The 11,987-nt window shown below is 67.4% G+C and carries 10 protein-coding genes and 1 tRNA gene; 7 read left to right on the top strand and 4 right to left on the bottom strand.

Annotated features, from left to right (window positions below; all coding sequences use genetic code 11):
* The first annotated feature begins 6 nt into the window (after nucleotides 1-6).
* The gene (locus ASD72_RS16775; protein ID WP_056881112.1) at nucleotides 7-945 is read left to right on the top strand and encodes a class I SAM-dependent methyltransferase; all 939 of its coding nucleotides are present in this window, start codon (nucleotides 7-9) and stop codon (nucleotides 943-945) included.
* Here ASD72_RS16775 and ASD72_RS16770 read toward each other — a convergent pair whose 3' ends face one another.
* Nucleotides 946-2,181, bottom strand: coding sequence for a PQQ-dependent sugar dehydrogenase (locus tag ASD72_RS16770; protein WP_056881111.1), 1,236 nt, complete (start codon nucleotides 2,179-2,181; stop codon nucleotides 946-948).
* Between the two features lie 138 nt (nucleotides 2,182-2,319).
* Here ASD72_RS16770 and ASD72_RS16765 point away from each other — a divergent pair, with 138 nt between their 5' ends.
* From ASD72_RS16765 to ASD72_RS16750, 4 genes are read left to right on the top strand one after another with little or no spacing between them, the layout of a single operon-like run.
* Entirely contained in the window at nucleotides 2,320-2,574 is a 255-nt protein-coding gene (locus ASD72_RS16765) for an acyl carrier protein (RefSeq protein WP_056881110.1), read from the top strand.
* A 16-nt stretch (nucleotides 2,575-2,590) separates the two neighbouring features.
* On the top strand, nucleotides 2,591-4,105 hold the full coding sequence (locus tag ASD72_RS16760) for an AMP-binding protein (protein ID WP_056881109.1): 1,515 nt from the start codon (nucleotides 2,591-2,593) through the stop codon (nucleotides 4,103-4,105).
* Nucleotides 4,102-5,082, top strand: coding sequence for an NAD(+) synthase (nadE, locus tag ASD72_RS16755; RefSeq protein ID WP_056881108.1), 981 nt, complete (start codon nucleotides 4,102-4,104; stop codon nucleotides 5,080-5,082). The genes ASD72_RS16760 and nadE overlap by 4 nt, the downstream gene beginning before the upstream one ends.
* Nucleotides 5,083-5,085: 3 nt before the next feature.
* The gene (locus tag ASD72_RS16750) at nucleotides 5,086-6,141 is read left to right on the top strand and encodes a hypothetical protein (protein ID WP_056881107.1); all 1,056 of its coding nucleotides are present in this window, start codon (nucleotides 5,086-5,088) and stop codon (nucleotides 6,139-6,141) included.
* Nucleotides 6,142-6,171: 30 nt separating this feature from the next.
* On the opposite strand, the gene ASD72_RS16745 is transcribed toward ASD72_RS16750, so the two are convergent.
* A complete protein-coding gene (locus ASD72_RS16745) occupies nucleotides 6,172-7,206 on the bottom strand; it encodes a polysaccharide deacetylase family protein (RefSeq protein ID WP_056881106.1) in 1,035 nt (344 codons plus the stop codon).
* Here ASD72_RS16745 and ASD72_RS16740 point away from each other — a divergent pair.
* Nucleotides 7,193-8,107: a glycosyltransferase gene (locus ASD72_RS16740; RefSeq protein WP_056881105.1), complete on the top strand. Its 915-nt coding sequence runs from the start codon at nucleotides 7,193-7,195 to the stop codon at nucleotides 8,105-8,107. The genes ASD72_RS16745 and ASD72_RS16740 overlap by 14 nt on opposite strands.
* Before the next feature lie 28 nt (nucleotides 8,108-8,135).
* On the opposite strand, the gene ASD72_RS16735 is transcribed toward ASD72_RS16740, so the two are convergent.
* Together ASD72_RS16735 and ASD72_RS16730 are read right to left on the bottom strand one after the other, a co-directional pair.
* Nucleotides 8,136-9,533 (bottom strand): TIGR03013 family XrtA/PEP-CTERM system glycosyltransferase, encoded by a 1,398-nt coding sequence (locus ASD72_RS16735; protein WP_056881276.1) that lies wholly within the window; start codon nucleotides 9,531-9,533, stop codon nucleotides 8,136-8,138.
* Between the two features lie 221 nt (nucleotides 9,534-9,754).
* Nucleotides 9,755-11,329, bottom strand: coding sequence for a right-handed parallel beta-helix repeat-containing protein (locus tag ASD72_RS16730; RefSeq protein WP_056881104.1), 1,575 nt, complete (start codon nucleotides 11,327-11,329; stop codon nucleotides 9,755-9,757).
* 250 nt (nucleotides 11,330-11,579) lie between these two features.
* Between ASD72_RS16730 and ASD72_RS16725 the strand changes: the two genes are divergently transcribed.
* Nucleotides 11,580-11,656, top strand: a tRNA-Arg gene (locus tag ASD72_RS16725).
* The last annotated feature ends 331 nt before the right edge of the window (nucleotides 11,657-11,987 follow it).

Raw genomic sequence — 11,987 nt, 5'->3', positions numbered from 1 at the left:
CAAGGCATGGATTGGCGGGTCAAGGGCATCATCCAGAAGGTTCTCGGCGCGTTGCCCGGCGGGCACACGATGCATTTCCACCTGCAGCGCCGCTTCGGCGGCCTGCGCGATTTCGATGGCGAGCTCGCGACCAAGGTCGACGACTGGGACATCATGATCGGCCACCTGCGCGGTGCGGGCGTGCAATTGCAGGGCCTGCGTTGCTTCGAGATCGGCACCGGCTGGTATCCGACGTTCCCCTTCGCCTGCTACCTGGCAGGCGCGGGTCGCGTGACGACCTACGACCTGAATCCGCACCTGCGGATGGACCTGACCCTGCAGTGCGCGGAGATCCTCGGCCGTTTCCTGCCGCGCATCGCCACCGCCGCCGACGTGCCGTTGGCGGAGGTCGAACAGCGCCACCGCGACCTGCTCGCGCGCCTGCGCGACGGCGCCGACCTGGGCACGGCCACGGGAGGCGTGATCGACTACCGCGCACCCGCCGATGCCACGCGCACGGCCCTGGCCGACGGCGAGGTGGACGTGGTGTTCTCCAACAGCGTGCTGGAGCACGTGCCGCCGGAGGTCATCGATGCGATGTACGCGGAGTCCATGCGCATCCTGGCCCCGCATGGGCTGATGTTCCATTCGGTCAATTGCGGCGATCACTACGCCTACGTGGACCGCAACCTCCACCAGCTGCACTACCTGCGGTACTCCGATCGCGAATGGGCACGCTGGAACAACGCTTTCCTCTACCAGAACCGCCTGCGCGCGCACCGCTTCGTCGATGGCGCGCGCGACCATGGGTTCGCGATCGAGCTCGACACATCGACGACGCGCCCGGAGCGCCTGCGCCAGCTGGCGGCCACGCCGGTGCATCCGCAGTTCGCGCACATCGCCGCCGAGCAGCTGTGCATCACCAGCGTCGATTTCATCGCGCGCAAGCCCGCCGCAACCGCCTGATCAGGGTGAGGTCGGCGCCACGCCCTGCCCGGTCGGCGGCGCGGGCGCCGCAGTGGGCGCGGGCGTGATGCGCAACAGCTTGCCGTCGGGCGCCGGGGCATCGACGAGCACGTAGAGCGCGCCGTCAGGCCCCTGGCGCACATCGCGGATGCGCTGGTTGCGGTCCAGCAGCAAGCGCTCCTCGTGCACCACACGGTCGCCGTCCAGCTCCAGCCGGATCAGCGCCTTCGAGGCCAGCGCCCCGAGGAACAGGTTGCCCCGCCAGCCTGGCAATGCATCCCCGGTATAGAACGCCATGCCGCTGAGACCGGGCGACTTCATCCACACGTGGTGCGGCGGTTCCATGCCGGGCGCGGCATTGCCTTGCGACCCGGGCACCGGACGCCCGCTGTAGTCCACGCCATGGGTCGCTACCGGCCATCCGTAGTTGAGGCCCGCCTTGGGCAGGTTGAGTTCGTCGCCGCCCATGGGCCCGTGCTCCGTGGCCCACAACTGGCGCGTCACCGGATGCAGGGCCGCGCCCTGCACGTTGCGGTGCCCGTACGACCAGATCTCGCCACGCGCACCGGCCTTCGCCACGAACGGGTTGTCCGCAGGCACCGTGCCATCGGGATGGATGCGCACGATCTTGCCGGACAGCTTGTCCAGTTCCTGCGCCGTAGCCGCGCCCACGCGGTTGTCGCCCTGGGTGACGAACAGGTGGCCCTGGTCGTCGAACACCAGCCGTGCGCCCACGTGCGTGCCGTGCGACAGCTTGGGTTCCTGCCGGTAGACCACGGTCGCCTCGACCAGCGCATCGCCCTGCAGCTTCCCGCGCACCACGGCGGTCCCGGCCTTGTTGCCGCGGAAGGTGGGTTCGGCGAAGGCCAGGTAGACCAGGCCGTCGCTGGCGTAGTCGGGCGACAGCGCCACATCGAGCAGGCCCGCCTGGCCATCGACGAAGATCTCCGGCAGACCCGTGATCGGTTCCGACACGTTGCCGTCGGCCGCGATGCGCCGCAGGCGGCCCGCGCGCTCGGTCACCAGCAAGCCGCCATCGGGCAGGAACGCGACCGACCAGGGATGGTCGAGCCCGACCACCTGTTCCGCCACCACGAACGCCTGCTTTTCAGAGGCGTAGGCCTTCGGCGACGGATCCTGCACCGTGCGCGGCGGCGTGGCGGGTGCCGCCACGGGCGCGTTCTGCCGGCAGCCGACCAGCACCATCAGGGCCAGCATCAGGAAGGAAGCACGCATCGTGGACTCCTGTCGGTGACGTCGGGCGGCGATGGTAGCACCGGCAATGTCCGCTCCGCCCCCCGTCCCGCTTGGCCGGTGAACGACCGAACCGCCGTTCATCTGGAGAGCAACGGAACAGGAAATGCCGGGGACCCCATGCCGCAGAAACAACAGATCAAAGAATTCATCCTGCAGAACTTCCTCTTCTCAGACGATCCCTCCGCCGTGGGCGACCAGGACTCGCTGATCCAGGGAGGCATCATCGATTCCACCGGCATCCACGAACTGGTCTTCTTCCTGGAGGACGCGTTCAAGCTGCAGATCGCAGCCGAGGAGATGACGCCGGCCAACTTCGATACGATCCAGACCGTCGACGCCTTCGTCTCGCGCAAGCTCGCTGTCGCCGTCTGAGCACCACCGCCTGACGATGGAGCGCCTGACCGCCCGCCTCGCCCTGAACGCACGCAGCGCCCCTCAGCGCGTCGCGATGATCGATGGCGCGCGGACGATCGACTACGCGGACTTCTGGCGGCAGGCGTGCGGTTTCGCACGCTACCTGCGCCTTGCCGGCCTGCTGCCGCAGGACCGCGTGGCCATCGTGCTGCCGAACCGGATCGAGGCTGCAGCCGCTGTTTACGGCACATGGCTGGCCGGCGGCGTGGTCGCTCCGCTGAACGCACAGGCGCGTTCGCGCGATTTCGGTCCCTGGTTGCGGCACTGCGGTGCGCGTTTCGTCGTGCACGAAGCCGGCCATCGCGACATGGAGCAGACGCTCGCCCAGTGGGAAGGAACTCCGCCGGCACCGCGAGCGATCGAACTCGCTTCCGAAACGGCATTGCCGCAGGTGGAAGGCGACGACGCGGATTTCATGCCTGAAGGCGACGCCGACGCAGCCCTCGCGCAGTTGCTGTACACGTCCGGCACCACGGGCGACCCGAAGGGCGTGATGTTGAGCCATGCCAACGTGGCTTCCAACACGGACGCGGTGATCGCCTATCTCGGATTGACGCCTCAGGACACGGTCGTCAGCGTGCTGCCGTTCTACTACGCCTACGGCGCTTCCGTGCTGCACACCCACCTGGCCAGCGGCGCGTGCATCGTGCTGGGACCGAGCATGGTGTTCCCGATCCAGGTGCTCGATGCGATCCAGCACCACCGGGCGACCGGCTTTTCCGGCGTGCCCTCCACCTACGTGCTGTTGATGGACATGCTGGAGCGTCGCGGCCACGACCTCGCTTCGCTGCGCTACCTGACCCAGGCCGGCGGCGCGATGGCACCGGCGGTCGCCGACCGCGTGCGCGGGCTGTTGCCGCAGGCGCGCCTGTTCCTGATGTATGGCCAGACCGAGGCGACGTCGCGGATCAGCTGGCTGCCGCCGGAGCGCCTGGACGAAAAACGCGGCTCGGTCGGCATCCCGGTGCAGGACACGCAGTGGCGCATCCTGGGCGAGGACGGCGCGAGCTCCGCGGCAGGCGAGGCAGGTGAAGTCTGCGTGCGCGGCCCGGGCATCATGCTCGGCTACTGGAACAATCCCACGGCTACCCAGGCCGTGTTGCGCGACGGTTGGCTGCATACCGGCGACCTCGGCTACGTGGATGCCGATGGCTACCTCTTCCTGCAGGGCCGTCGCAGCGACATGATCAAGACCGGCGCGCACCGCGTGCACCCCACCGACGTGGAGGAAGCCATCGCCGAACTGCCGGGCATCCGCGAGGTCGCGGTGGTCGGTATCGACGACGAAGCCCTGGGCCAGGTCATCAAGGCCTTCGTCGTCGTGGACGAAGTCCTGCCGCGCGCAGAAGACCGCATCAAGGCGCATTGCCGCGCACGCCTGGCCGCCTACAAGATCCCCCGACACATCACCTTCGTCGACGCCCTGCCACGCACCGCATCCGGCAAGGTCCGACGTGTCCAACTGACGGAGCAGACCGCAAACCCATGAGCCAGCTCGACCACCACGTCCTCGACATCGACTACCAGAGCGAAGCCGACCGCATCTGCGCGCGCCTTCGCGAGATCACCGCCCGCCAGTTGCACCGGCGTGGCCTGGTCGTCGCGATCTCCGGCGGCATCGACAGCTCGGTCAGCGCCGCACTCGCGGTCCGCGCACTGGGCCCCGACCGTGTGTTCACGCTGATCCTGCCCGAGCAGGATTCTTCCGACGACAGCGCCGCCCGCGCGCACATCCTGGCCGAACATCTCGGCGTGCGGACGGAAACCGTCGATATCGCGCCCGCGCTGGCCGCGATCGGCTGCTACCGTGCCCGCGACGAGGCGGTGCGCAACACGCTGCCGGAGTACGGCGAAGGCTGGAAGTTCAAGATCGTCATCGACGGCGGCACCGAAGGGCGCATCAACCGCTTCCGGCTGATCGCGCAGTCGCCGGACGGCGCGCTGCATGAGCGCGACCTTGCGCTGGCCGACTACCTGACCATCGTCGCCGCGACCAATTTCAAGCAGCGCATCCGCAAGACGCTGGAATACTTCCACGCCGATCGCCTCAACTACGGCGTGGTCGGTACGCCCAACCGCGTGGAGTACGACCAGGGCTTCTTCGTCAAGAACGGCGACGGCTCGGCCGACGTCAAGCCGATCGCGCATCTGTACAAGTCGCAGGTGTACGGCATGGCGCGCCACCTCGGCCTGCCCGAGCGCGTCTGCGCCGCGATCCCGACCACGGACACGTACAGCCTGAGCCAGGGACAGGACGAGTTCTACTTCGCCCTGCCCTACCAGCAGATGGACCTGGCGATCTGGGCGCTCAACCACGACCGGCCGGCCGGTGAACTGGCCATCGCGCTGGGGCTCACGCCCGAGCACGCGCAAGCCGTGTACGACGACATCCGCAACAAGCGCCGGACCACCAAGTACCTGCATATGGCGCCGGTCCTCGCCGGCGATGTCCCCCAACTGGACTGAGCGATGAACGCCATGCCCACTGCGCCGCAGTACCTCGTGGAGGCCGGCCAGCCGGCGCGCGACCGGGACACGGTGCTGGCGCTGTGGCGCGGCAACCTGGGCCAGGACGCCCGGATGACGGCGAAGTACGAATGGTTCTACCTGCGCTGCCCGCACGGCGAGCCCTTGCTGCAGTTGCTGCTCGACGTGCCGGGCCAGGCCCATGTGGGCACCGCGTCCGCCGGTCGTCGCCGCCTGTCGTGGCACGGCCAGGACCTGCGTGCCGGCGTGCTGGTGGACCTGGCGGTCCTGCCGCAGCACCGCTCGCTGGGACCCGCGCTGATGTTGCAGCAAGGGCTCATCGCCGCCGCGGACGAAGCGCTGGACGTGCTCTACGGTTTCCCGAACCCGAAGGCTGCGCCGGTGTTCAAGCGCATCGGCTATTCGCAACCGACGCACCTGGTCCGCTACGCGCGCGTGCTGCGGCATGCGGGCTACCTGCGCAACCGCATGTCGGCCTGGATGGCAGGGCCCGTCGGCTTGGCAGCCGACATCGCGATCGGCTGCCGCGACGCCTTCGCGCGCCTGCGCGGTCCTTCACTGCGCTCGGCATGGGCCGACCAGGCCGATGCACGCATCGACGCTGTGTGGACCGAATCCCCGAAGGACGATGCCGTCCTGGCGGTCCGCGACGTCGCCCATCTACGCTGGCGTTTCGACGAATCCCCGCTGGCGACCACGCGCTACCTGCTGGTGAAGCGCGCGCAGGACCGCGCCTTGCAGGCGTGGTTCGCCGTGCAACGCATCGAGGGCACCCTGCACGTGCGCGATTTCTGGTCGGTGGACGGCGCTCGTGGCATGGCAGCGACGCACGTCGGCGAACTCTTGCGCGCGGCGCGGAAACTGGGCTGCAGCGCGGTATCGGTGGAAATCTCCGCGCCGGACGCGCAGCGAGCCGGTTGGCAGGCGACCCATTTCGTCGAGCGCAGCCGTCGCCCGGTCTTCATGCGGTGGACATCGCCGGAGGCACCCTACGCGTCGGCACCGATCTTCCTGACCTCGGCGGACGAAGACGAGTAACCGCAGCACGCCGTCGAGCGAGGCAGGCGCTCAGGCCAGGCGGCGTGCCTGCCGCCGGAACAGGTACAGAGCCAACCAGTCCTCGCGGAAGCGACCGCGCGCATCCACCACCGCATCCGTCTCGAAGCCCGTGCGTCCGAGCAACCAACCCACGTCGGGCGCGGTCGGGTTCAGCACGGGCACGCTGGTGAACACGAGTTCGTACCCCGCTTCGCGCGCGCGCTGCGCGATGCCCGCATCGAACGAGCCGTGCGGGAACGACATGGATTCAGCGCTCGCATGCGCCTGGCCCAGTTGCTGCGCCAGCGACACGCGCGCGCCGGAGAGTTCCGCATCCAGGTCCGTCGCGAGTTTCATCGGCGTATGGGTCTTGCCGTGCAAGCCCAGCGCGACGCCACCGGCCTGCAGTCGCTGCAGTTCATCGACCGTGACCATGTGCCGGTGTCCGTCGTCGAGCCTGGTCATGAAAGGCGCCAGTACCTGCGTGCGCACGCTGGCCTCCAGGGCTTCGAGGCGCGCGATGACCGCACGCAGTCCGGCGATGGACTCCTCCTCCGAAGACGCCGCTGACGCCTCGCCCGACGGCAGCGCAACCGCGATCTCGCGCACTGTCACCGCGCCCCGCCGCCATGCGGCGATCAGGCGTTCCTGGAAGAAGGGCTGCCGTGTGCCGACCGCATCGGCCACGACGAACATCAGCGCCGGCAGGCCCGCGCGCTCGAGCGCCGGCAACGCGTAGTCGGCATTGTCGGCCCAGCCATCGTCGAACGTGATCAGCAGCGCGCGCTTGGGCAGCGCCGCGCCGGTACGGCGCGAGGCGAGCACCTGTTCCAGCGACACCACGTTGTAGTGCCGCCGGAAGAACGCCAGCGACTGCTCGAGCCAACCGGTGGCCAACGTGTACTCCGGGTCGCACGTGGCCCAGCGCGGATCGTCCGGACTCAAGGTACGATGGAACATCACGACGGTCAGGCTGCCCGCATTGCGCAGCCGGTGGTAGAGACCGAGCAGCCCACTGGTATAGAGCAGCTTCTTGGAGACGTCCTTCAGCATGGCGGCCCGCATCGAAGTTTCAGTGATTATACCGACGTACAACCGTCGGGACCTGTTGCCGCGCGCACTCGATTCCGTGCTCGCGCAGACACGCTCCGTCGACGAGATCATCGTGATCGACGACGGCTCGACCGACGGTACCGACGAGATGCTGCGCGCGCGCTACGGCGATCGCGTGCGCTACGTGTGGCAGCCGAACGCGGGCGTGTCCGCCGCACGCAACCACGGCCTTCGCCTCGCGCAGGGCCGCTACCTGGCGCTGCTGGACAGCGACGATCTCTGGCTGCCCACGAAGACCGAGCTCCAGGTGGCCTTCCTGGAAGCACGCCCCGACTTCGGCATGGTCGTGTGCGACGTGGAACGCATCGACGGCGACTACCGGCACATCGACGTCCTGCGTCGTCGCGACATTGTCCGAGAGGATGGCTGGGCGCTGCGCTGGATCCTGCACAACCCGGCCCTGGTGCCCGCCTCGGTGCTGCTGCGTCGGGAGGTCGTCGATCAACTCGGCGGCTTCGACGAGCAGCTGCGCACCGCCGAAGACCTCGAATTCCACCTGCGCGTGGCGAGGCACTGGAAGATCGGCGTCGTCGAGGAGGCCCTTGTCCGCGCGATGCGCGGTCATGAGGGCCTGTCGGCGGCCGACAGCACGTACGACGACTACGTGCGCGTGGTCGAGGCCGCCGTGGCCGGCGCCCGCGGCAGTGTCGACGACCACGAACTGGACGCCGCCCTGGCGGGCACTTACGTCAGGAATGCGCGGGGCATGCTGATCCGGGGCCGCTGGAAGGAGGGCATCGCGCTGGCGCGGCGCGCCTGGCACCTGACACAGGACGTGGAACTGCGCCGCCAGATCAAGTCGCTCGTCCCGTTCGGCATCAAACGCCTGCTGCGCAGCCTCGTTCCCGGCTGATGCCCGGGCCCGTCGAGGCCGCGCCCGATCAGCGAGCACCACGGCCGAACAGTACGACTTCCACGGTTTGCAACAGGATCATGAGGTCGAACACCAGCCCGTGGTTCTTGACGTAGAAGAGATCGAACTTCAGTTTCTCTTCCGCATCGCGAACGGAAGCACCGTAGGGGTAGCGCAATTGCGCCCAACCCGTCAGCCCGGGCTTCACGCTGTGGCGCACGCCGTAGTAGCGCACTTCGTCGTTGAGCATGTCGACGAAATGCGGACGTTCCGGGCGCGGCCCGACGAAGCTCATGTCGCCGCGCAGCACCGCGATCAGCTGCGGAAGCTCGTCCAGCCGCGTCTTCCGGATGACCCGCCCAACGCGCGTGCTGCGGTCGTCGTCCTTGCTCGCCCAGACCGCAACGCCGTTCTGCTCGGCATCCACGCGCATGCTGCGGAACTTGGTCAGGGTGAAGTGGCGCCCGCGCTCGCCGACGCGCGTCTGGCTGTAGAACACCGGGCCACCGGATTCCAGCCACACCGCCAGGCCCACGAGGATCATCAGCGGCCAGCTCGCCAGCAACAGCGCGCTGGCGGCGAGGAGATCGAAGAACCGCTTGCTGAGGCGCCGCGGCGTGGAGTAGTCGAAACCGCCAGAGAACACCAGCCAGGACGGATCCACCGCGTTGAGCTGGACCATCCCGGCCTCGCGCTCGAAGAAGCTCGACAGGTCGACGACCGACACGCCCCGCTGCACGCACAGCAGCATCTGCTCCATGGGCAGGCCGCCGCGACGCTCGTCGGGCGCGATCACCAGCTCATCGATCTGCAGGCGCTCCGCGAGGTCGTGCAGGCCTTCCTCCCCACGATGGATCAACAGGTCTTCCCGGACCTGCACCGGCTGTCCCGGCACGGGCATGAAACCCACAACCGTGAACGTGCGGCGGTCCGACCGGCGGCGCATGCAGCTGTTGATGAGGTCGGCATTGCGGCCCGCACCCAGGATCAGCACGCGCTGTTTCAGTACGTCGGAATGGAACAGGCGCACCCAGGCCACGCGTACCAGGACGATCCCCACCAGGCCGATCGCCAGCGAAATCGCCAGCACGCCACGCCCCAGGTAGGCCTGCGGCAGCAGGTAGTAGAGGACGACCAGCGTGATGCCGCCGAATGCGAACGACAACGCCACCCGCAGCACGAAGTCCATGCGGGTGTGCCGTACGTGCGTCTGGTACAGGCCGAACGCCGTCATCGCACCGGTGATGGCCAGCGCCACCAGCAGCGCGCGCCACGGCGTCTGCTCCATGAACTGGACCTGGTATTCCGGCTCGGTATGGAAACGGACCCAGGCGGCCGCCATGACGGCGGCGAACAGTACGACCACTTCCCCCAACCACAGGAACCTGATCACCCGGTCCTTGCGGCTTTTGTGTGTTGCCTTCATCGACATCCCCCTGATGCGGCGCAGATCCCGGCTCCCAAGCCAGATCGCGCTACGTTCGTTCCGACGCCAGTGGCCATGCCCCGTCCAGGGCTTGTGGCCACCGCGTCCCAGTACGCGTACATGTCCGACACCAGTTCCAACGCGACTTGCCGGCTCTGCCGGACAAACGGGCAAAAAAAAAGCCGCCCACGAGGGGCGGCCTTGGACGCAGGGTCGGAAGGTCAGGGCCTGACGATGCCCCGGCGATAGCGGTTCACCGGCGACTGTCTCCAGCGCGGGCGGTCCCTCGCGGGGGTCGTCGTGGTGGCGTCGGACGTCGTCAGGGCCGGCTGGGAAGCCGTCGGCGGTTGCGCCGCCGCACCGGTGGGGCGCGGCGGAATCAGCGGCTGGGAGCCATTCACCCGGATCGGATCGGCCTGCTGATCGATGTCGAACTGCTCGAACGCGCCCACGTCGATCCTGCTTTCCAGCATCAGGCGGGCATGCTCGTCGCCGATGGCGAGCTTCGCCCGCAGCGGCGGATCGAAGGCAGGAAGGAGTTGCGGCGACGGGAACGGGAACGCTGCCGGCGCAGGCGGCGTGTTGTTGCCTGCGTTGAGTAGCGGGCTACCCGCACGCGGACGCAGGTTCCGCTGGGCCAGGTCGACGAACATCGGGTCGGTGCCGCGCAGCGTTCCGGTCCACTCGGCCGGCACCATCGCGGCAGCCGTCTGGACCCAGTTGTTCGAACCCGACACCTTGCGCCCGTCAGACCAGGGCTCGCGACTCTGCGGTCCGCAGTACGGCGTATCGACGTTGCTGGCCGGGTTCTCCCGGACGATGTTGGGCGCGCTGCCTGATGCTGGCTGATACACGACGTTGTTGTGCATCTCCAGCGAACCTTGACCAAGCTGGACCAGCACGGCATTGGCCGAGCCGGAGCGGTCCAGCACGATGGTGTTGTTCACCAATCGCGTGCGGCCCTGGTTGCGGCCGTTGAGGTCGCCGCCGATGCGCAGCGCGTTGCCGGAGCGGCTGGTCGAGCGATGGATGATGACGTTGCCGACCAGTTCCGCATCTTCCCGGCGCAGATCGGCGTTCCAGCCTGACTTCTGTGTTTCGCAATCCGGCCCGATCAGCTCGACTTCGTGCAGGTCGGAACCTTCGATCCAGTTGTAGTGGATCTCGGCACGCTGGTGGCGCACGCGGACCAACACGCCACCCGTGGCGCTGTGCACGTAGTTGTAGCGCATGCGGAACACGGTATCCGGGTACGCGACCTCATCGGACTGCATATAGATGGCGTGCCGGCGATCGCCTTGGCCCGAGCGCGCGATCTCGCTGTATTCCAGGGTAAAGGCGCCGGAGTTCTGGTCGGCGCCAAGGATGCCGTGCGACGGGCAATCGTGCACATAGACATCGCGGACCGTCGCATTGTGCGCTTCGCTGAAGATACAGCTGCTGGTACCGCCCGTGACTTCGAAGCCTTCGAAGACGATGTGGTTGGATTGCTGGAACTTGATCGTATGCGCGCCACCCGAAAGCAACGGGCGCGTGGCGCCCGCGACACGGCGCCAACGGATGGTCACTGGACTGGCTTCGGTGCCGCTATCGTCGTCGCCCACCACGATGTTGCCCGCGTACGTGGCATTGCCATCCACCTCGACGATGTCGCCCGGGGCGAGGTTGACGCTGTTGAAGAACGTGGTGAGCTGCGTGTACTGGCGGCCGGGCCCGACGTTGTACGTCGCCGCTGCCGCGCTCAGCGGCACAGCGACCAGCAGCCCCAGCCCGAGCAGGGGTTTGGAAAAATGCATCAATTCGACTCCCGCGACTTGCGCGTTCTGTATCCCCTGCCCGGCCATTCTCGCGGCCCGGGCGTGAATGCGCTGCTAATCCGGGCCCCGATTCGGCAAACCGGATGAGACGCCTGCCTCAAATCAGGCACTGGATGGCCTTCGAATACGACAAGGGCACGCACGCCCGGCCTCAACACCGCGAAAAATGTGCCTGCAAAGTTATTGACGGGTGAAACTGCTTCGTGCAGAATTCCGCGTCTAACGAAACGCGCCCGTAGCTCAGCTGGATAGAGTACCTGGCTACGAACCAGGCGGTCGGGAGTTCGAATCTCTCCGGGCGCGCCATTTTCGAAACAGGCAGACTTAGGTCTGCCTGTTTTTTTTCGTCCGCGCGATGCCTCCGTGCGGGGAACACGCCTGTCAGCGACGCAAAAAAAGAAGGCCCCGCGATGCGGGGCCCTCTCTTCAAACTGGCGGGCAGTGCCCGACGAAGATGAGCACTATGAAGTCGTCATAAGCATCTGATTACAGATATGAAAGTTTAGTCTGTGCGGCGATCGGCAGCTATAGGTGCCGATCGCGCGCCTTTGGGTAGCCATGGAGGGGTTTCGGCTATCCTTTGATGTTGCGAGGATCATTTCCATGCGAGTCTGACTGTCCGATCCGGCCATCCCGG

Origin of the sequence: Pseudoxanthomonas sp. Root630 (assembly GCF_001427585.1) — a bacterium.
Taxonomy (GTDB): Bacteria; Pseudomonadota; Gammaproteobacteria; order Xanthomonadales; family Xanthomonadaceae; genus Pseudoxanthomonas_A.
Note: the sequence above shows the minus strand (reverse complement) of the source record. Positions and strands in the feature narration are given on the sequence as shown.

Excerpts from the sequence above, each read along its gene's own strand:
- ASD72_RS16775 (WP_056881112.1), top strand. The coding sequence starts at position 7 with ATGGATTGGCGGGTCAAGGGCATCATCCAGAAGGTTCTCGGCGCGTTG.
- ASD72_RS16770 (WP_056881111.1), bottom strand. The coding sequence starts at position 2,181 with ATGCGTGCTTCCTTCCTGATGCTGGCCCTGATGGTGCTGGTCGGCTGC.
- ASD72_RS16765 (WP_056881110.1), top strand. The coding sequence starts at position 2,320 with ATGCCGCAGAAACAACAGATCAAAGAATTCATCCTGCAGAACTTCCTC.
- ASD72_RS16760 (WP_056881109.1), top strand. The coding sequence starts at position 2,591 with ATGGAGCGCCTGACCGCCCGCCTCGCCCTGAACGCACGCAGCGCCCCT.
- nadE (WP_056881108.1), top strand. The coding sequence starts at position 4,102 with ATGAGCCAGCTCGACCACCACGTCCTCGACATCGACTACCAGAGCGAA.
- ASD72_RS16750 (WP_056881107.1), top strand. The coding sequence starts at position 5,086 with ATGAACGCCATGCCCACTGCGCCGCAGTACCTCGTGGAGGCCGGCCAG.
- ASD72_RS16740 (WP_056881105.1), top strand. The coding sequence starts at position 7,193 with ATGGCGGCCCGCATCGAAGTTTCAGTGATTATACCGACGTACAACCGT.
- ASD72_RS16745 (WP_056881106.1), bottom strand. The coding sequence starts at position 7,206 with ATGCGGGCCGCCATGCTGAAGGACGTCTCCAAGAAGCTGCTCTATACC.
- ASD72_RS16735 (WP_056881276.1), bottom strand. The coding sequence starts at position 9,533 with ATGAAGGCAACACACAAAAGCCGCAAGGACCGGGTGATCAGGTTCCTG.
- ASD72_RS16730 (WP_056881104.1), bottom strand. The coding sequence starts at position 11,329 with ATGCATTTTTCCAAACCCCTGCTCGGGCTGGGGCTGCTGGTCGCTGTG.